The sequence below is a fragment of the Bacillus sp. 1A genome (assembly GCF_052682215.1).
This window is the reverse complement of sequence record NZ_JBQYLZ010000001.1, coordinates 2,817,399-2,836,564: the sequence shown is the minus strand read 5'-3', so window position 1 is coordinate 2,836,564 and position 19,166 is coordinate 2,817,399. Positions and strand designations below refer to the sequence as shown.

Sequence of the window (19,166 nt, the reverse complement as noted above, 5' to 3'; positions counted from 1 at the left end):
TGCCTTTTTTTCAAAAAACAATAATAAGCAGGGATTAACCATCCCCGCTTATTATTCATCCACAAATATAAAAGTCTCAATTTTCACACGTGTAAATTGAGACTTTTTTCTTCCTATATATAATTATTGCTGATCACATACTTTTGTATCATTCACTACTGAAGTTCCTTCAACGGTTACCGTATGAAAACAGTCATTTACACGAACTGTCACGACATTATCTTGCCGATCAATAACGTGATATTCATTAAAATTTTTATTCAGAGCACTGCGAATTTGTTCTCCTTCATAAATTGGAATGCCATGTGATAAAACCCAAATAAGCCCAGCGATAGCAAGAATAGTTTTCATACGATCTACCTCCTTGAGAATATAGTGAACTTTTAATCCATGCTTTTTCAGCTCTACTAATCACGAATGGAATGAATCAAGCCTTTTTGGAAATAAGTTCATTTCGTCTATTTTATGTTTATGCTAATTGTGACCGAATTGTGACAACTTTTTGTCTCTTTAGACGAAAAGTTGAAACAAAACGTTCAAAAAGGACAATTCTACTTGCACAAACAAAAGGCTATGGAGAATTTTGATATGCTCCCCTTAAGGTAGACAGATTAAAAAATAAAAATCTGTTTGATCTTAAGGGGAGTTTTTTTGATGTCCAAAAAACGGTATCTTCCTGAATTTAAGCTAGAGCTATTGCTTGCTTATAGAAAAGGAAATTATACAATTACAGAACTTTGTAAGAAGTATCAAGTTACGCAATATTCATTCAAGGAATGGATGAAGTGTTTTGAACAATATGGGATTGAAGGTCTACAAAAAAGCTCATCATGGAAACGATATTCAAAGGAAGTCAAAGAAACAGCGGTTATGGAGTATTTATCAGGGAAATATTCTCAATATGAAATTATTAGAAGACATGAAATCTCAAGTAGATCCGTTCTCCAGCGATGGGTAAAGCATTATAATAGTCATAGAGAGTTGAAAGATACGTTGAAAGGAAAGATACGATCTATGACGAAAACGAGAATAACCTCTTGGGAGGAACGAATTCAAATTGTCCTATACTGTTTGGAGAACAATAAAAACTTTCAAATGACCGCTGACATGTATGATGTTTCTTACCAACAGGTCTATCAGTGGGTCAAGAAATATAACAATGGTGGAGATGAAGCATTAAAAGATAGACGTGGAAGAAAGAAGGAAGAACAAGAGCTTTCACCAGAAGAAAAAGTGAAATTAGAAATGAAGAAACTTGAAAGAGAAAATGAGCGGTTACGAGCCGAGAATGCATTTTTAAAAAAGTTAGAAGAACTCGAGAGGAGGCGTTAAATCAAGTACGTTTTGAAAATAAATATGTCGCAATTCAAGAACTTCATAAAGAAAAAAATATGCCAATCTCACTACTCTGTAAAATCGCTGGCATTACACGTGCAGCATATTATAAATGGGTAAACCGTACACCTTCAGTTAGAGAAACACAAAATAAAAAAATCATAGAAGAAATACAAATCCTTCACGAGAAATTAAAAGGTATCTATGGCTATCGTCGAATGGTGTTAAATATGAATCGCCTATTCGGTGAAACCTTCAATCACAAACGTATTTATCGTTTGATGAAGATAGCTGGATTACAATCTGTCATTCGTAGAAAAAGAAAGCGTTATAAAAATGTCACACCACAACATGTCACACAAAACGTATTAAATCGTGAATTTACAGCAAATAGACCGAATGAAAAATGGGTAACGGACGTGACAGAATTCAAGTATGGCTCATCTAAGAAGGCTTATTTAAGTGCGATTCTTGATTTGTATGACGGTTCCATTGTCAGCTACGTTCTAGGACATTCTAACAATAATCAACTTGTATTTAAAACCTTTGATCAAGCGCCAATTCGTTCATCTAAAGATGAACTTCTTCTACATAGCAATCGTGGTTTTCAATATACTTCCCATGGATTCAAGCGCCGTGTAGATAAAACAGGCATAGTCCATAGTATGTCACGTGTTGGTAGATGCATTGATAATGGGCCAATGGAGTCTTTTTGGGGAACGATTAAGTGCGAGAAATATTACTTACACAAATACGATACGTTTGAGGAACTAAATCAAGCGGTAGACGAGTACATTCAATTTTATAATTATGACCGATTCCAAAAACGACTAAACGGCCTCAGCCCCATGGAATATAGGGCTGAAGCCGCTTAGGGTGTTTTTATTATTTTCACTGTCTACTTGACGGGGGCTGTTCATTTCCCATAGCCTTTTGTTTGCATTTTATTAGATATTCATTTCAATTTATACGTGACTAATAAATCTTAACCCTTTACTTAAAGAGGTCGGCACAACTGATGCATGATTCTCCCCTTCAGCTTCATAAAACGTAAATCGAAACTGATCGTGTTTTACTCGGAGAAGGCGCTCTGATAATTCATTTGCACCTACAACCATATGCTCTCGTTCTAGTGAACCAACTGTAAGAAATACTCCTGTTTCAACTTTTGCATTGTTTAACTCATTTATTAGATTCTCTTCTTTTTCAAGCACGGATTGGTTATTCCACCAAATAGATGGACTACTAATAAAATAACTTTGAAAGGCATTTACGTTTGTAAATAGTATATGTAAAGCAAATAAACCACCTAGCGAATGCCCAAATAATGTTTGCTTCCCTTTATCAATCTCATAATTATTTTCAATTTGAGGTTTTAATTCTTCTTCAATAAAAGTAAAGAAATTATGTGCTCCTCCTGTTTTAGGCCACGGTTTACCGTCTGGTTTTAAAGGGGCATCTTTTGAAATTACACTAGGCGTAAAATCATAGCATCTTTCCTCACCTGAAAATGCCCCTTCAATTGGATAACCAATACCTACTATAATGGCTGGTGAAACACCTGTTTTTTCCGCTCTAACTGATTGTATTTTAACCGCTTCATGGAATGTTTGAAAAAAAGCATTGCCATCTAATACGTATATAACAGGATATCCTGACTCTGGTGCTGGCTGCCTCGGCTTTGAAATATGTATTTGATATTCCTTACCGTCTAATTTTGAATACATTTTCCACTGTTCTGTATTAGATGTAATAATCTGCTGTTTTTCAATAGTAGTATTCATCTTATATTCCCCCCTTCTTAACTCGTTACATATATTTCTACTTTCTCTTCTTGAAGTGCAACACTATCGTATCCAAAACAAACAGGAGACCCATTATACGGATCAATCATGACGCGCGCATCAATATGAAATACTTCTTTTAACACTTCATTTGTAATGATTTCTTCTGGGCTACCAGTTGTAACGATTTCCCCTTCCTTCATCGCAATAATTTCATCTGAAAACCTTGCTGCATGGTTAATATCATGCAGTACCATAACAACCGTACAATTATGTTCTTTATTTAACTTCTCCACAATTTGTAATACATCTAATTGATGAGACATATCGAGATATGTAGTCGGTTCATCTAGTAGTAACACTTCTGTCTCTTGTGCTAAAGCCATCGCTAGCCATACCTTTTGTCTTTGACCGCCTGATAAATTTGCAATTTGTCTCGTTCGAAATTCAGAAGTTTTCGTTATATCTAATGCCCAGTCAATCATCTCTTTATCTTTTGAAGTTAACTTATTTACATTATTTCGATGAGGATAGCGTCCATAAGAAATTAATTCTTCCACTTTAAGTTCTCCTGGTGCAATTGGAGTTTGCGGGAGTAAAGCTAACTGCTTCGCAATTTCTTTCGTTGGAATCGTATTTAAATCCTGTCCTTGCAAATATACTTTACCGCTCTTTTGCTTTAAAATTCTTCCCATTGTTTTTAACAGTGTTGATTTACCGCACCCGTTTGGCCCTATAATTGTCGTTACTTTTCCTTCTTGTATTTCCACATTTAAATCGCGAAACACTGTAAGCTTTTCATAACTCGTTTCTAAATTTTTTGCACTTAAAATACTCACTTTTATTCCTCCTCTTACGCTTTCGCCTTATAAAGTAAATATAAGAAATACGGTACACCGACAATAGAAATAACGATCCCAACAGGTAACTCTACAGGGTTGAAAACTGTTTTTGCAATAAAGTCTGAAGCTATTACAAGGAACATTCCGATTACTCCGCACGTAGGAATGATATGCTTATGCTGAATACCAACAAGCCTTTTCGCTATATGCGGTGCCATTAAACCAATGAAACCAATACTTCCTGAAACTGCAACACATGCACTTACAAGTCCGATACTACTTAATAGTAAAATAGATTTCTCTCTTTCTACTGAAACACCTAAACTTGTAATACTCGTTTCTTCCAATTGAAATAAATCTAATAAATAAGCTTTCTTTTGTATAAGCGGAATTAATATGATAAGCCACGGCAACATAGCAATAATATACTTCCAGTTTGCACTATATATACTTCCTGACACCCAAACTGCAGCCATCTCGAAATCAGTTGACTTCATTTTGAGTGATAAATACATGGAAAATGCTCCAAATCCTGATCCAATCGCAATCCCTGTTAATAAAAGACGCTGCGAATCTAACTTACCGTTTTTCCACGAAAACAGATAAATAATGATAGCAGCTCCTAACCCGCCAACTAAACCAAACATCGGCATCATCATAATAGAAACCCAGTCTGTGCTCTTTAATTGCCCTTGAAAGAAAAACATAAAAATGACGATTGCTGTTCCTGCTCCGGCATTTACTCCTAAAATTCCCGGGTCTGCCAGGCCGTTTCTCGTAATCCCTTGAATTACAGCACCTGCAACACCTAGACCTAATCCTACTAATCCAGCAATTACGATACGAGGAAGACGAAACTCAAAAATAACTAAATCATGGTCTGGTACTGGATCTATTCTAAAGAGTGTTTTAAATACATCTGTAATTGTAATATCAAACGTACCATTCGTTAAACTAATATAAATAGCACATAGTATTAAAAATATAATAATCCCCATCGTCATTCCAAAACGTTGACTTGAACTTTTAAGCATGTCTCTCTCCTCCTCTTGTACGAATTAAATAAAGGAAGAAAGGAATTCCAATTAAGGAGGTAACGACCCCAATAGGTGTTTCAAATGGATAGTTTACAAATCTACTTAAAACATCACATAACGCTAAGAAAACTCCACCAATAACGCCTGCACATGGCAAAATCCACTTATAATCTACCCCAATTATAAAGCGAGTAATGTGCGGAATAATTAAACCTACAAAACCAACTTTTCCTACTAAAGCAACTGCTGTTCCTGTTAAAAAGATAACTGATAAAATTGCCATCGCTTTAACTAGTTTTGTACGCTGCCCTAGGTTAATAGAAACTTCTTCTCCTAAAGAAAGAATGGTAATAGATTTTGATATTAACAATGCTAAAATTATTCCAATTATCCCAAACGGTATCGTGATTTTAATGATATTAGGGTCCACTTGGTCTAACTTTGCATTAAACCAAAAACTAACATTTTGAGAGATTTGGAAATATGATGCCATCGCGGCCGATACACTACTTAAAAATGTTCCAATAACTGTTCCGATAATCGCTAACCTAACTGGTGATAAGCCATTTTGAAGGAGCGAACCAAAACCAAATACGATACCGGCTCCTAGTGCAGAACCAATCATTGAACATAAAACCATACCAATTGATGACATTCCCGGAAGAAAAATCATACAAAGTGTAATAACAAAGGCTGCCCCATCCGTCACACCCATAATAGAAGGGGATGCAAGATAGTTTCTTGTCATCCCCTGCATAAGTGCTCCTGATATGGCTAGAAATGCTCCAACTAAAAGAGCTGCAACTACCCTTGGTAAACGTGAAGTAATAATAATATTATGATTTACATCGCTTGAATCAAAATGAAATAATGCGTTCCACACTATTTCAGCATCAATACTCTTCGCCCCATACAAAATAGAAAGTATAACTGTAAATAAGATGAGTATGGGTGCTATACATAATATAGTCACTGGTACTGCATTTGTTTTCTGCATATCATTCAACGCACCTTACTTATTGTATTATTTAGATAAATTTTTCACTGCTTCTTTTAAGAATGCTGTTTTACTCCAAGCAGTACCACCTTGTGCCATTGGGTCTACAACGTTTACAAACACTTTCTTTTCCTTCGCAGCATTCATACTTTGCCAAATTGGATTACTTTCAATTTCTTCTAGCACTTTCGGGTTTTTATTTTCAGTTGTCTCATATTGTAAGAAAATATAATCTGGGTTAAGTTCAGCAAGTTTTTCAAATGAAATTTTCTCTTGTGCTTTTACAGTTTTCAATTGTTCTGGAGCAGTTAATCCAAGATCTTTATAAATGACAGGGTTGAAGTATACTCCTTCTGGATATAGGAATAATTCGTTTGCTCTTAGTCTAATGACAAGTACTTTTTTGTCTTTTAACTTATCTCCTAGTTTTACTTTTGCCTTTTCAGCGTCTGAATTGTAATCTTTAATAATTTTTTCTGCTTTATCTTTTTTACCAGTTAATTCTCCCATTAACTTTAAGTTATCTTCCCAATTTGTTGAAACGTGTGATACCGGGAATGTAGGCGCTACTTTCGTAAACTTTTCAGCTGTTTCTGCTGGGAATTTTGTACTTGATGTAATAACGTCTGGCTTTAATTGTAGTAATGTTTCAAAATTTGGTTGCATTTTCTCGCCAACAGATTTCGCACCCTCTAAATCTTTCTCAAGATACTTCGGTAATTTACCACCAACAGTAATGGCACCTACCGGCTTAATACCAAGTACCGCTGCATCTTCCATTGACTCTAAACTAGCTGTCGCAATTTTATCTACTTTTGCTGGTACTGTATATTCTTTACCTAAATATGTAATTTTTCTTTTTTCGTCTTTTTTCGTTTCCATAGCTTTTGTCTGTTGCTTTTGTTCTCCTGAAGTTTTATCCGTACTATTGCATGCTGCTAGTCCTACACTTAAAACTGTAACCATCCCTAAAGTAAATAACTTCTTGTTCATCTTTATATAACTCCTCTCGAATTTTCAAACTATATTCTCAATAAAATTTAACTATATGTAACTTATCTCACATATATATTTCATTAGATTAATAATTCTATCCAGAACTCATTCTCGTTCACTTCCCCTAAACTATAATTCTTTTACACTTCATCTATTGATAACACTTTTCATTGATAATGATTATCGTTACTAAGTATATATTTAATATGCAATTATTTCAAGAAAGATTTGAAAAATTTTAACAAACTGAATAAAAAAGAAGTATCCACCTAATCTTAGGAAGATACTTCTTTTTTTAGAAATTTATATGTAATTCAACTGGGCAATGGTCTGATCCCATTACTTCACTATTAATTTTCGCCTCTGTTATTTTGTCTTTCATTCTTTCGGAAACAACAAAATAATCTAAACGCCATCCAATATTTTTTGCTCTCGCTCCCATACGATACGACCACCACGAATATGCACCTTCCTGATCAGGATACAGATAACGATACGTATCAATAAATCCTTCTTCTAAAATACATGTGAATTTCTCTCGTTCCTCATCAGAGAATCCAGGGTTTTTACGATTACTTTTTGGATTTTTTAAATCGATTTCTTTATGAGCAACGTTTAAATCACCGCAAAAAACAACGGGCTTTTTTTCATCTAATTGCTTAATATAAGCTCTGAAATCATCTTCCCATTTCATTCTGTAATCTAATCGTTCTAATCCTCGTTTTGAGTTTGGTGTATATAACGTTATCATGTAAAAATCTTCGAATTCTAAAGTAATAACTCGTCCTTCTTGATCATGCTCTTCAATTCCTAAACCGTATGTTACAGATAGCGGTTCTTTTTTCGTGAAAATAGCTGTTCCTGAATAGCCTTTTTTCACAGCATAATTCCAGTATGTATAATATCCCTCTGGATTTAAATCAATTTGCCCATCTTGTAATTTAATCTCTTGTAAACAAAATATATCAGCATTTGATTCCTCAAGATATTCTAAAAATCCACCTTTTGCGATAACTGCTCGCAAACCATTTACATTCCACGAAATTAACTTCACCTATAGTCCTCCTCTTGATGTTCACTTTCAAATTTCATGCTATCACAAAATAGAAAAACAATCATATTTTCACCTTTGTAATCTTGCTCTTACATTTGTGAATACATACATACGCACTTTATTCAGGTTATACTAATTTCAGAGGTGATGTTCTTTGCACAATGAAGGGATTACGTTAACAAATGAGCATTGGCAAGCAATTATTCATAATGACCCTTCCTATGATAGTAAATTCTTTTATGCTGTGAAATCAACCGGAATCTTTTGCCGACCGTCATGCAAATCAAGAATACCGAATAGAAACAATGTACGAATTTTTCATCATGCAGAGCAAGCATTAAGTGAAAAATTTCGCCCTTGCAAACGTTGTAAACCAAATGGGCTCACTTTACCTAATGAAGAGTGGGTAGAACAAATTAAAGATTATATCAAAAAGCACTTTGACGAATTATTAACTCTCGACATACTTGCTGAAATATGTCATGGTAGCCCATTTCATTTGCAACGCACTTTCAAAAAAGTAACAGGAATAAGTCCAATAGAATATATACAGCAGTTTAGGATTGTTAAAGCGGCAGAACACCTTTTACACACAAATCAATCCATTAAAGAAATTAGTACTGCTGTCGGGATAGAAAACCCAGAGTATTTCGCAACTTTATTTAAAAAGAAAACCGGACTTACTCCTACTGAATATCGAAAAAAGAACGAAATGAAAGAAGGATAAAATAATAAATTCCTCCAAAAATAAATTTATATATTGGACGCTACTTACACATGAAAATTGGCATTTTCATATTGCTGCAACTGAAAATGGACTATGCTTCATTGGATCACAAGATGAAAAATTTGAAGAACTAAATATATGGGCTAGAAAGAAATTGCCACAACATATATTGGCATGTAATCCAGATTACCTACAATCATATATGAAAGAAGTTATCGAGTATTTAGAAAGTAAACGTGAAACTTTTACATTCCCTATCGATGCTTACGGAACTGATTTTCAATTATCTGTTTGGAATACGGTACGTGAAATTCCTTATGGAAAGACATACTCTTATTCAGAAATTGCCGAAAGAATGCAAAAACCTACTGCTGTGCGTGCCGTTGCTACTGCTATTGCTGCCAACCCTCTTCTCATTACAATTCCTTGCCATCGTGTTATTGGAAAGAATGGTAAACTAACCGGTTTTAGGGGTGGATTAGAAATGAAGAAAGTGTTGCTTACATTAGAAAAGTCTCAGGTAAAATGCATATGACAGCAAAATATACTAGCACATTAACTTTAGCAGTTCCAACAGAATTTAGTTTCCAAGAAAATTTACGCTATCTATCACGTTCTAACAATGAATGTATGTTCCACATTGAAGATAACAAAATTTATAAAGTTATCCCTGTTCAGGATGTACATCCTTTAGTTGAAATTAGTATGAACTCGGATGATAATATTCAAATACGTTTTTTAGAAGAATCATATACATCTGAAGAATCGATATGCGAAGCTGTAGCTCACTATGTAAAAGAGTGGTTTGATTTAACTACTGATTTAGCTCCCTTTTATACATTAGCTAAACATGATGTACTCCTTCAAGGACCAATTGAACAATATTATGGGCTTCGTACTTTAGGTATTCCAGACTTATTTGAAGCACTTTCCTGGGGAATTATCGGTCAGCAAATTAATCTCACATATGCTTATACACTAAAAAGAAGATTAGTCGAACACTTTGGAAATTATGTAGAATGGAACGATAGAAAACATTGGATATTCCCTTCTCCTGAAACGATTGCCAATTTACATGTAGAGGATCTCAAAAACTTAAAAATGACGACTAGAAAATGCGAATATGTAATCGGTATTGCAAAGCTTATTACAGAAGGAAAATTATCAAAAGAATCTTTACTGCAAATACAAGATGTGCAACAAGCTGAAAAACAATTAACTGCTATACATGGTATAGGACCGTGGACTGCCAACTATGTTTTAATGCGCTGTTTACGATTTCCTTCCGCTTTTCCCATTGACGATGTTGGCTTGCACAATGCAATTAAATATATAACAGGTTCTGAAAGTAAACCGACTAAACAGGAAATAAAAGATTTTGCGGCAAATTGGACCAACTGGGAGTCTTACGCAACTTTTTATTTGTGGCGAGTATTATACTAAAAAACCAAGTAGCGCATCCGCACTACTTGGTTTTTTTAAGCTTGTTCTTCGAATCGTCTTGCGATTTCCACAATAACCTGAACAGCTTTTTCCATCGTATCCACCGAAACATATTCAAATTTACCGTGATAGTTTTCACCACCTGTGAAAATATTCGGCGTTGGTAATCCCATATACGATAATTGTGATCCATCTGTTCCACCACGAATCGGGTGAATGTTTGGTTCGATATTTAAACTTTTCATCGCTTCATATGCAATATCAACAATTTCTCTCACTGGTTCGATTTTTTCGAGCATGTTATAGTATTGATCATTCATTTCTAAAACGACTGCATTTTGTCCATACTTCTCTTGCATTTGCTTCACAATATTTTCAACGTTATGTTTACGCACCTCAAAATTTTCACGATCAAAATCTCGAATAATATAATACGCTTTACTTTGCTCAACATCACCATTTAATGAAAGTAAATGATAGAATCCTTCATAGCCTTCTGTATATTCTGGTGCCTCTTCTACTGGTAAGTGCCCATTAAACTCCATAGCAAGTTTAGTTGCGTTACGCATTTTATTTTTCGCTGTTCCAGGATGTGTATTCGTTCCGTTAAACGTTAACTTAGCACCTGCAGCATTAAAGCTTTCATACTCTAAACCACCTAATGGACCTCCATCCATCGTATAAGCACATGATGCACCAAATGCTTCTACATCAAAATGCGCTGGCCCACGACCAATTTCTTCATCCGGAGTAAATGCTACTCTTATTTTCCCATGTTTAATTTGCGGATTATGTATTAAATAGTTCATTGCAACCATAATTTCAGTCAGACCAGCTTTATCATCTGCTCCTAGAAGTGTCGTACCATCCGTTGTAATAATCGTGTGTCCTTTATATGATGGTAATTCCGGAAACTGTTCTGGCGTTAACACAACATTTAGCTCTTCATTTAACGTAATTGCATTGCCATCAAAATTTTCATGAATTTGTGGTTTTACGTTTTTCCCTGTAAAGTCTGTTGCCGTATCTAAATGTGCTAAAAAGCCGATTACTGGAACATCCTTATCCGTATTAGCAGGAAGTGTTGCCATTACATACCCATTATCATCCATTGTTACTTCTGTTAAGCCAATCTCTTTTAACTCTTCCACTAATAACTTCCCAAACTCAATTTGTCCAGATGTTGTTGGTACTGTATGACTTTCTTCATTTGATTGTGTATCAATCTTTACATATCTCGTAAATCTTTCAATAAGTTCTTGTTTCAAACTCATTCACTCCCTTTTATGTTTCTCGTTCTATTATAATCCTTAAAACGAAATATTTTAACTTTTTCGACTGCGAATATATATTTCATTTGTATTTTAGCAATTTTAAATAGCAGCTAAAAAGTCGTAATATTTGTACATCAAAACTCTTACATGTAATATACATAATTATACAATATAGGAGGTTTTAAAGATGAGGCTAACTCTCTTTCGCTATTTTCTTTTTTTCTTAGGATTAATTTTTTTCGGCCTTGGAAACGCCCTTGCAGTCAAAGTTAAATTTCTCGGTTTACACCCTTGGGAAGTTTTAAATATGGCTCTCTACCAAAGGTTTGGGTGGACCATTGGTACGTGGAGTGTCATATGTGGATTATGTCTCGTTCTCATTTCTTTACTAGTAGATCGAAAATATATAAATGTGGGCACATTTTTAAATGCACTACTTATCGGTCCCATTATGGACTTTTTCTTACAATCAAATATCCTTCCAAACGCTAGTGATTATTTATGGATAAACTTACTCATTTTATTTGCTGGTATTGCAATTACAGGTATTGGGGGAGGGATGTATGTTGCGGCTGGGATTGGTGCTGGCCCTCGCGATGGATTCATGCTTACTATTTCCGACAAAACAGGACTGTCTATTAGCCGTGCTAGAATTATAGTAGAATGTGTTGTACTAGTTATTGGATTTATGCTAGGAGGTCCTGTTTTCATCGTAACTTTTCTGTACACCTTTATTCAAAGTCCAATCTTTCAGCAATCATTTAAGATGTTTCAAACACTCTTACATACTTTACATAACAAAGAGAAAGTTAGTGAACATATTTAAAGTACAGCTTAATACAAATAAATTCACCCTATTTACGATTCTCACCGCAAATAGGGTGTTTCTTTTTTCATCTCACAATTTCAGAATATATACTACTCATTCACAATAAAAGTATATACATCGTCATAAATACAGCCATTTACTTTAATTACATACTTCCCTGGTTTACTAAAACGAATTGTGTATTTATTTAACTGAATTGCTTCTTTATCTCCAGAAAGAATATCAATACTTCTACCACTCAATACATAAAATTCACTTTGATTCATCGTTACATCAATCGCATTGAAATTTCCTTCTTTCACCTGCTTTGTTTCCGCAGCGCTTACACTTTGTTCTAAAAACAGTAGTCCACTTAATCCAATCGTCCCCGCTAAAGCAACTCCCGCAAACTTTTTAATCTTTTTCATCACAATGTCCTCCTTATAAATTTTGTGTAAAGATGATGTTCCCCTTTACACCACAAAGCCTATATGTAATGAAATGAAAAGTAAACGGGGACCGTAAGACAAAATTCTACATCTTTTTCTCTGTTTGAATATAAATCCAACGTTTGGAGTTTCGTCAAACTTAAAATTGTTTCCTTAAACCAACTTCCATTTATATTATTCAGAAATTGAATAATTACTTATTAATTTAACATTCTAAAAATAGTTGATAAAAATGCATTCTATAAAAAAGAGTGTGTTTTATAAGTAAAAATTAAACACACTCCATATATTCAGTTTCATTCTCCTATCCATAATTTTTTTACATTCAATAATTGTTCAGCATTAAATTCCAGCTTATATATGTCAGGCTTTGATGTATGTATTAGAAATTCAAACCCGTATTGCTTATCAAAATAATTCATCATGAGTGTCATTACAAGCCCATGTGTGCCAATTACAATTTTTTGTCCTTGAAAATCCATTAATATTTCCTTTAACACTTTCACTACCCGTCTCTGACAATCCTTATATGACTCTCCTTCCATGAGTGTAAAGTCAGGATTAGAGAACATCTTCTTTACAAGCGGATACACCTCTTTATCTGATATAACTTGATCCCCACTGGAAAACATACACTCTTTAAGGTTTTCATATATTAATATTTCTTTTTCATAGAAATTGGCTGTTTTTTCTATCGTTAACACAGCCCTCTTATATGGACTTGAAATGAAAGTATCGATTCCCTCTGTTTTTAATATGTCTGTTACTCTATGAGCGTCTAAACTTCCCTTTTCAGTTAAACCACGTGTTCTTTCACTCCCTTCTAATTTTGATGATTCACCGTGCCTAACCATATAGATATATGTATTCATACTTCCTCCTTGAAAATATTCATTCGTTTTTTATAAATCTTGTTGTTTTGTTCGTGTAATCCATTCTCCTACTAAACTCTCGAATAGTTCAGGCTGTTCAATTTGCAAATTATGTCCCGCCATATCAAGCACCGCTAATGTTGCTCTTGGATAATCTTCAATAATTTCTATAATATCTCGATAACCTACCGATATATCTTGTCTTCCTGCTAATAAAAGAACGGGTTTCTCATATTTCTTTCGGTGAAACTCCATAGTAAGAGAATAATTTTTTTGCAATCTTTCAATAAATTCATAATTAGCAACATCTAACCCCGGCTTAATTTCTTCTTTAAATCGCTTATATGTATTTTTATTTGCTACCACTGCTAACTCGCTAAATTCATTTCTTTCGGTAGAAGTTAACGTATTTAAAAACTCCTTATCTTGTACAATTATCTGTTTATCCGGTAAACGTCTTTCTTTTGTCAGCGCAACAACCACAGGACATATTAATAATAATCCATTGACTCTCTCAAACATTTTTGAAAGTATCCCTCTAGCTAAATATCCGCCGAAAGACTCTCCTACTAGTAAAAAATCTTTCTTTGGAATGATTTCTTCAATAAATATAGTTAACACTTCTAATATATGATCTGAACTATTTATCCAATCTGGAGCGTTCGACTTTCCCATTCCAGGTAAATCAATATATATTCGTTGATAACCTTCATATTTTTGAAATACTGATTCCATACATTTCATCATTAACCTATGATCCGGAGCACAGCCATGTATAATAAAGACCGGTTTCCCCTCTCCAACAATTTCATAGTATATTTCCGCATCTTTAATTCGCCATAACATAAAAAGTCCTCCCTATTTAGTGAAAATACTATCCACTCTGTAAGAATACACGTTCTTATTTTATATCCTTTTGTAACATTTTTACAAATGTTACTTTTCAGATTAAAAATGAAAACCTTACTTAAAATAGCCTATAACAATCCAAAGATCAGCTAGAAAGAGGATTCTCATCATTTTATATGCAATTGTGCATCTCCTCTTACAAATCACTAAAAAACCTTTACAATTCAAAGGATGACTAAATATACAATTTCCATTTAAAATCTTGATGAAGTACATATTATCAAACTCGATATTTTTCAATTTTAAGAAGTATTAAACTCTTCAATACTTTCCTTATAAACAAGATTTTTACAAGGAAATCTGATACAATTCTTAAATAATATTATTACGTATAGATATTACGAATATAGTGCATAATTAAAGAAGGTGATTTTATTGAAATTAAATAAAAATTTACAACTATGTATATTAATCGGAACATTAATATGCTATTCAATCTATTTTATATTTTTTTACCTGTTCCCTACTCATTTTTCAAATTCGGATGTACGCTTCGCTTCACTTATCGTTGAAGCCATTACATTTGTATCACTAATTTATTCTATATATTCTAAAAAAGTCAGTTCAAATCCATTTTGGGTATGTATCACAATAGCAATTGGGAGTTTTTTATTAGGAAAAATAGTATATACATATCAAGATAGCTTCTTCGAAATTCCAATACATCGTTTTACTATTTCTGATGTATTTTACATGTTTTTTCTACTCTTTTGTCTTATCGCTTTCAGTTATAAAATTTTAAAAGAATGCGATAAATGGGAAAAAGCGTTCTTTATTTGTGATATATGTATAGTACTTACTTCCATATTCACATTAGAGTGGTATTTATTTAATCAACCAAATTTAAATATATTCTCTCTTTCACTAGGAGATGTTTTCCTTTCATTTCTATATCCAATTGCAGATTTATTATTTCTTCTACTAGGCGTTAGTCTCTTTTTCCGTCCGACAATTTTTAATTCTAAACGGAAGATTTATATCTTTATTTTTGTATTAATAAGTTCTGCAACTTTTAACTATATTTATTTTTACTTAAATAACCATTTAGCAACTGAAACGATAACATTATTACGTCTTTTATATAGAATACCTATATTATTTATTGCAATAGCTGGATCTATTTCAGCAGATCGTAATAGCCATAAAAATTATTTCATTGTTAACCCTATAATAGGAAAAAAGGCTTTAGTTGTATTTCCCTATCTTGCTGTTGCAATACTAATCGGGTTTACATTAAAAGAACAAACATCATCCTCAACTCTCATTACAGGAAATTGTATTACTTTTATTTTCGTACTCATTCGTCATTCTATTGTACGTATGCAAAACAATTCCCTAACAAAACGTTTACAGGCATTCAATGCGCAACTAGAAGAAAAAGTGACTTTACGGACTTCTGATTTAGTTCATAAATCAGAGGCTCTATCTCAAAAACAACAAAAGTTTAAATCGTTATATGAATATCATCCTGATCCTATTTTTACAATTGATTTACATGGCGTATTCTTAAATGTAAATCAAGCCGGAAGTATGCTACTTGGAGCACCAACAGATGAGTTACTCGGTGAAACTTGTTTTTCGATTATTTTAGATGAAGACAAACATAAACTAACATCTGCATTAGAAAAGGTGAAACAACAAGAATCGGCATACTTACAACTAAGTTCTAAATATAAAGATGGTTTTACTTATTTTTTATACGTTACCATCGTCCCTATTATAATAGACGGACAAATTTCAGGAAGCTATATTATGGTAAAAGATATTACCGCACTAAAAAAGCAACAAGAAGAAATAAAGTATTTAGCATTCCATGATACGGTAACGAAAATTGGGAACCGTGCCTTTTTCCATAAGAAATTAAAAAGAGTTATAAAAAATGCTAAAACAACAGACAGTGAGTTCGCATTATTATACTTAGATTTAGATCGCTTTAAAGCAATTAACGATACACTTGGACATTCGGCAGGAGATCACATATTAGAAGAAGTAGCGAAGCGATTCCAATCATGTCTTCCATCACATACTCATCTGTCAAGAATCGGTGGCGATGAATTTACAATCTTAATTGAAAACTATACTGACGAAGATTCCTTATTCGATTTATGCAACCAGTTATTTGAATGCATGGAAAAACCGTTTGTCATACATGAGCATACATTAACTTTATCACTTAGTATCGGCATCGCTATTTATCCACATTCCGGAATCGATACCGCTACACTTTTGAAAAACGCTAATGTTGCAATGTATGATGCAAAGGCAAAAGAGCTTAACTCTGTCTCTATTTATGACGATGTAATCGCTAAAAAAATTGAAAGACGATTACGATTAGAAAAAGATTTACCAAACGCAATACAAAATGAAGAATTGTTCCTTTTGTATCAACCTCAAGTTGATAGTGAATCTAATAAAATTATCGGTGCAGAAGCTCTAATCAGGTGGAATCATCCTGAATTAGGCGTTATTTCTCCATATGAATTTATTCCGATTGCTGAAGAAACACTACAAATTATTCCAATAGGAAAATGGACATTGCAGCAGGCTTGTGAGCAAATGAAACGTTGGCACACACTCGGATATTCTCATTTAAAAATTGGTGTAAACTTATCTGCTAAAGAATTTGAACAAGAAGATTTTGTAAAGTCTATTTCTTCTACATTAGCAACTACAGGCTTACCGGCAAGTTCTCTCGACCTTGAATTAACAGAGCGCATTGCAATGATGGATGAGCGAGAAACATTGATAAAGCTCCGCACACTAAAGGGTTTAGGAGTTCACATTTCAATCGACGACTTTGGTACAGGTTATTCTTCACTAGCGTATTTACCTTTATATCCAATAGATACGTTAAAAATCCCAAGAGAATTTATTACAATGTCTGAAACGTGTGAAGACGGAATGGAAATTATTAAAACGATTATCACATTAGCACATACATTAGAAATGTCTGTCATTGCAGAAGGTGTAGAAACGAAAGAACATGTGAATTTCCTTCAAAAAAATAAATGTCAGTTTATTCAAGGTTACTATTATAGTAAACCTATCCATACTCATGCATTTACTAAGCTATTAGAAATCGGTATTCACCTATAGTATATTGCTAATATGGATAAGTAATAATGAATTTGAACAACTATAGTAAAAAGGAAAGAAGATATCTTCTTTCCTTTTGTTTTTTTATTTAAATTTCTATTCCTTCACCACTTCATTTATTATATCTATTAATTGATGAATCCCCTCATCATTTGTTTTCTTATATCCATTCATGTTTTGAATATATCTCTCCTTATTTGTATACAACTTATTTACTGCATGTATGAATACATTCGTACTTATTCTGTCCTGGATTATAACTTCCGCATATCCTTGCCGAGAAAAATATTCAGCATTTAAAACTTGATCTCCCCTACTAGAACTGTTAGTTAACGGGATAAGCAACATCGGTTTCTTCAAAAATAGCAATTCAGAAATAGCAGTAGAACCTGCTCTAGAAACTACAACACTCGCCATATTTAGTATATGCGGCAACTCGTCCCCTATATACTCAAATTGCATATAACCTTCCATACCAATAGATGAATCCACCTTCCCTTTACCGCACATATGAACAATATTAAAATTTAATAGTAATTTTTCCAAACTTCCCCTTACCATATCATTTATCCATTGAGCACCTTGACTCCCACCCATAATTAACAATACTGGTTTATCTTGCTGAAATTTACAATAGCTTCTTCCCCGCAATACATTGCCCCTCTCAATTTCTTCCCTTACAATTGGTCCTACATAAACCTTCTTCTCATTACTTACATTTTCTCCTGTCTGAGGAAATGTTGTGCATAGTTTTGTAGTAAAAGGTAATGCTATTTTATTTGCTAATCCTAACGTACTATCTGGTTCACGTATTATTACAGGTACTTTATTCATCCACGCTCCTATTACTACAGGAACGGACACAAATCCTCCTGCCGAAAAAACAACATCTGGTTTTATTCGTTTCATCAATTTATAACTTTGTATGCAACCTTTTATTATTTTAAAAGGATCTTTAAAGTTCTCCCAATCCCAATATCTCCTAAGCTTCCCCGTTGAAATACTGTTGTATTTCACATTTTGAACTAATAGTTTTTCAATTCCATTTTGAGATCCAATATACTCAATTCCCCATCCTTTTTCCATAAATTTAGGAATCAATACCATATTAATCATTACGTGTCCGGCTGTACCGCCCCCAGTAAAGAGAATCTTTTTATTCATAATTTATATCCACCTTTATCATTAAAAATCTTGTTTTATACTAATCTATTAAATGTAAGTAAACTTACTATTATTTATATAAACATTTAGCTCAAACCCTATATCTTGCAAAAAATCTTTAATAAGATCATAAAAATCATTTCCATACTCACTACATTCATACTGAGCAAAGACTTGAATTACAGGCCTAGTTCCTGTACCTATTACTGGATTTTTCCTATCACCCTTTTTACCTTCCACATAGGCTTGACATTTATTTATCGCCTCATAGATACACAAAACATGCTCTTCCTCATCTTTCCAGTCCAGCGTATCAACAATTAAAAGAAATAGCGTATTTTGATTATCTATTGTTTTATAGCCATTCATATATTTCTTA

19 protein-coding genes are annotated in these 19,166 nt (G+C 33.5%); 6 read left to right on the top strand and 13 right to left on the bottom strand.

The features are described from left to right. Nucleotides 1-123: 123 nt before the first annotated feature. On the bottom strand, nucleotides 124-351 hold the full coding sequence (locus ACUN0F_RS14435; RefSeq protein ID WP_000849106.1) for a hypothetical protein: 228 nt from the start codon (nucleotides 349-351) through the stop codon (nucleotides 124-126). 303 nt (nucleotides 352-654) lie between these two features. Between ACUN0F_RS14435 and ACUN0F_RS14430 the strand changes: the two genes are divergently transcribed. Continuing rightward, nucleotides 655-2,210 (top strand): IS3 family transposase gene (locus tag ACUN0F_RS14430; RefSeq protein ID WP_445539586.1). Its coding sequence is split into 2 segments (ribosomal slippage): nucleotides 655-1,297 and nucleotides 1,297-2,210, totalling 1,557 coding nucleotides; the frame shifts between segments, so codons are not numbered across the junction. A 90-nt stretch (nucleotides 2,211-2,300) separates the two neighbouring features. Here the strand turns inward: ACUN0F_RS14430 and ACUN0F_RS14425 are convergent. From ACUN0F_RS14425 to ACUN0F_RS14400, 6 genes are all read right to left on the bottom strand, one after another. Next, nucleotides 2,301-3,119, bottom strand: a complete 819-nt coding sequence (locus ACUN0F_RS14425; RefSeq protein ID WP_001098319.1) for an alpha/beta hydrolase — start codon at nucleotides 3,117-3,119, stop codon at nucleotides 2,301-2,303. Nucleotides 3,120-3,136: 17 nt separating this feature from the next. Next, nucleotides 3,137-3,958, bottom strand: coding sequence for an ABC transporter ATP-binding protein (locus ACUN0F_RS14420; RefSeq protein WP_046956533.1), 822 nt, complete (start codon nucleotides 3,956-3,958; stop codon nucleotides 3,137-3,139). A gap of 14 nt (nucleotides 3,959-3,972) precedes the next feature. Beyond that, nucleotides 3,973-4,995: a FecCD family ABC transporter permease gene (locus ACUN0F_RS14415; protein WP_000920448.1), complete on the bottom strand. Its 1,023-nt coding sequence runs from the start codon at nucleotides 4,993-4,995 to the stop codon at nucleotides 3,973-3,975. Further along, nucleotides 4,988-5,995 carry a FecCD family ABC transporter permease gene (locus ACUN0F_RS14410; RefSeq protein WP_001173044.1) on the bottom strand — a complete coding sequence of 336 codons (1,008 nt, stop codon included), beginning with the start codon at nucleotides 5,993-5,995 and terminating at the stop codon, nucleotides 4,988-4,990. Before ACUN0F_RS14410 ends, ACUN0F_RS14415 begins: the two co-directional genes overlap by 8 nt. A gap of 27 nt (nucleotides 5,996-6,022) precedes the next feature. Then, nucleotides 6,023-6,988, bottom strand: coding sequence for an iron-hydroxamate ABC transporter substrate-binding protein (locus ACUN0F_RS14405; protein ID WP_264460930.1), 966 nt, complete (start codon nucleotides 6,986-6,988; stop codon nucleotides 6,023-6,025). A 298-nt stretch (nucleotides 6,989-7,286) separates the two neighbouring features. After that, the gene (locus tag ACUN0F_RS14400) at nucleotides 7,287-8,045 is read right to left on the bottom strand and encodes an exodeoxyribonuclease III (protein WP_046956529.1); all 759 of its coding nucleotides are present in this window, start codon (nucleotides 8,043-8,045) and stop codon (nucleotides 7,287-7,289) included. Nucleotides 8,046-8,199: 154 nt separating this feature from the next. Between ACUN0F_RS14400 and ACUN0F_RS14395 the strand changes: the two genes are divergently transcribed. The 3 genes from ACUN0F_RS14395 to ACUN0F_RS14385 are packed head-to-tail and all read left to right on the top strand — an operon-like array spanning nucleotide 8,200 to nucleotide 10,215. Beyond that, nucleotides 8,200-8,772 (top strand): bifunctional transcriptional activator/DNA repair enzyme AdaA, encoded by a 573-nt coding sequence (locus ACUN0F_RS14395; RefSeq protein WP_000551293.1) that lies wholly within the window; start codon nucleotides 8,200-8,202, stop codon nucleotides 8,770-8,772. 4 nt (nucleotides 8,773-8,776) lie between these two features. Further along, complete coding sequence (locus tag ACUN0F_RS14390) at nucleotides 8,777-9,307, top strand: methylated-DNA--[protein]-cysteine S-methyltransferase (RefSeq protein ID WP_001088916.1); 531 nt, start codon at nucleotides 8,777-8,779, stop codon at nucleotides 9,305-9,307. Then, the gene (locus tag ACUN0F_RS14385; RefSeq protein ID WP_046956526.1) at nucleotides 9,304-10,215 is read left to right on the top strand and encodes a DNA-3-methyladenine glycosylase family protein; all 912 of its coding nucleotides are present in this window, start codon (nucleotides 9,304-9,306) and stop codon (nucleotides 10,213-10,215) included. The genes ACUN0F_RS14390 and ACUN0F_RS14385 overlap by 4 nt, the downstream gene beginning before the upstream one ends. 35 nt (nucleotides 10,216-10,250) lie before the next feature. Here the strand turns inward: ACUN0F_RS14385 and pepT are convergent, their stop codons facing one another. Then, entirely contained in the window at nucleotides 10,251-11,483 is a 1,233-nt protein-coding gene (pepT, locus tag ACUN0F_RS14380; protein WP_046956525.1) for a peptidase T, read from the bottom strand. Between the two features lie 193 nt (nucleotides 11,484-11,676). On the opposite strand from pepT, the gene ACUN0F_RS14375 reads away from it, so the two are divergent. After that, a complete protein-coding gene (locus ACUN0F_RS14375) occupies nucleotides 11,677-12,315 on the top strand; it encodes a YczE/YyaS/YitT family protein (RefSeq protein WP_001241260.1) in 639 nt (212 codons plus the stop codon). A gap of 92 nt (nucleotides 12,316-12,407) precedes the next feature. Here ACUN0F_RS14375 and ACUN0F_RS14370 read toward each other — a convergent pair whose 3' ends face one another. The 3 genes from ACUN0F_RS14370 to ACUN0F_RS14360 all read right to left on the bottom strand — a co-directional run bounded on the left by ACUN0F_RS14370 (nucleotide 12,408) and on the right by ACUN0F_RS14360 (nucleotide 14,464). Next, nucleotides 12,408-12,725, bottom strand: coding sequence for a hypothetical protein (locus ACUN0F_RS14370; protein WP_097859095.1), 318 nt, complete (start codon nucleotides 12,723-12,725; stop codon nucleotides 12,408-12,410). 317 nt (nucleotides 12,726-13,042) lie between these two features. Next, nucleotides 13,043-13,618 carry a histidine phosphatase family protein gene (locus tag ACUN0F_RS14365; protein ID WP_264460927.1) on the bottom strand — a complete coding sequence of 192 codons (576 nt, stop codon included), beginning with the start codon at nucleotides 13,616-13,618 and terminating at the stop codon, nucleotides 13,043-13,045. A gap of 30 nt (nucleotides 13,619-13,648) precedes the next feature. Next, nucleotides 13,649-14,464 carry an alpha/beta fold hydrolase gene (locus tag ACUN0F_RS14360; protein ID WP_431146529.1) on the bottom strand — a complete coding sequence of 272 codons (816 nt, stop codon included), beginning with the start codon at nucleotides 14,462-14,464 and terminating at the stop codon, nucleotides 13,649-13,651. A 438-nt stretch (nucleotides 14,465-14,902) separates the two neighbouring features. On the opposite strand from ACUN0F_RS14360, the gene ACUN0F_RS14355 reads away from it, so the two are divergent. Further along, complete coding sequence (locus ACUN0F_RS14355) at nucleotides 14,903-17,623, top strand: sensor domain-containing phosphodiesterase (protein WP_264460925.1); 2,721 nt, start codon at nucleotides 14,903-14,905, stop codon at nucleotides 17,621-17,623. A gap of 96 nt (nucleotides 17,624-17,719) precedes the next feature. Here the strand turns inward: ACUN0F_RS14355 and ACUN0F_RS14350 are convergent, their stop codons facing one another. Together ACUN0F_RS14350 and ACUN0F_RS14345 are read right to left on the bottom strand one after the other, a co-directional pair. Next, nucleotides 17,720-18,787, bottom strand: a complete 1,068-nt coding sequence (locus ACUN0F_RS14350) for an undecaprenyldiphospho-muramoylpentapeptide beta-N-acetylglucosaminyltransferase (protein ID WP_087985008.1) — start codon at nucleotides 18,785-18,787, stop codon at nucleotides 17,720-17,722. Nucleotides 18,788-18,835: 48 nt separating this feature from the next. Then, the gene (locus ACUN0F_RS14345; protein WP_048545900.1) at nucleotides 18,836-19,156 is read right to left on the bottom strand and encodes a DUF6572 domain-containing protein; all 321 of its coding nucleotides are present in this window, start codon (nucleotides 19,154-19,156) and stop codon (nucleotides 18,836-18,838) included. Nucleotides 19,157-19,166 lie beyond the last annotated feature (10 nt).

Coding starts and splice junctions, on each gene's coding strand:
- ACUN0F_RS14435 (WP_000849106.1), bottom strand. CDS start 351: ATGAAAACTATTCTTGCTATCGCTGGGCTTATTTGGGTTTTATCACAT.
- ACUN0F_RS14425 (WP_001098319.1), bottom strand. CDS start 3,119: ATGAATACTACTATTGAAAAACAGCAGATTATTACATCTAATACAGAA.
- ACUN0F_RS14415 (WP_000920448.1), bottom strand. CDS start 4,995: ATGCTTAAAAGTTCAAGTCAACGTTTTGGAATGACGATGGGGATTATT.
- ACUN0F_RS14410 (WP_001173044.1), bottom strand. CDS start 5,995: ATGCAGAAAACAAATGCAGTACCAGTGACTATATTATGTATAGCACCC.
- ACUN0F_RS14405 (WP_264460930.1), bottom strand. CDS start 6,988: ATGAACAAGAAGTTATTTACTTTAGGGATGGTTACAGTTTTAAGTGTA.
- ACUN0F_RS14385 (WP_046956526.1), top strand. CDS start 9,304: ATGACAGCAAAATATACTAGCACATTAACTTTAGCAGTTCCAACAGAA.
- ACUN0F_RS14375 (WP_001241260.1), top strand. CDS start 11,677: ATGAGGCTAACTCTCTTTCGCTATTTTCTTTTTTTCTTAGGATTAATT.
- ACUN0F_RS14370 (WP_097859095.1), bottom strand. CDS start 12,725: ATGAAAAAGATTAAAAAGTTTGCGGGAGTTGCTTTAGCGGGGACGATT.
- ACUN0F_RS14365 (WP_264460927.1), bottom strand. CDS start 13,618: ATGAATACATATATCTATATGGTTAGGCACGGTGAATCATCAAAATTA.
- ACUN0F_RS14360 (WP_431146529.1), bottom strand. CDS start 14,464: ATGTTATGGCGAATTAAAGATGCGGAAATATACTATGAAATTGTTGGA.
- ACUN0F_RS14350 (WP_087985008.1), bottom strand. CDS start 18,787: ATGAATAAAAAGATTCTCTTTACTGGGGGCGGTACAGCCGGACACGTA.
- ACUN0F_RS14345 (WP_048545900.1), bottom strand. CDS start 19,156: ATGAATGGCTATAAAACAATAGATAATCAAAATACGCTATTTCTTTTA.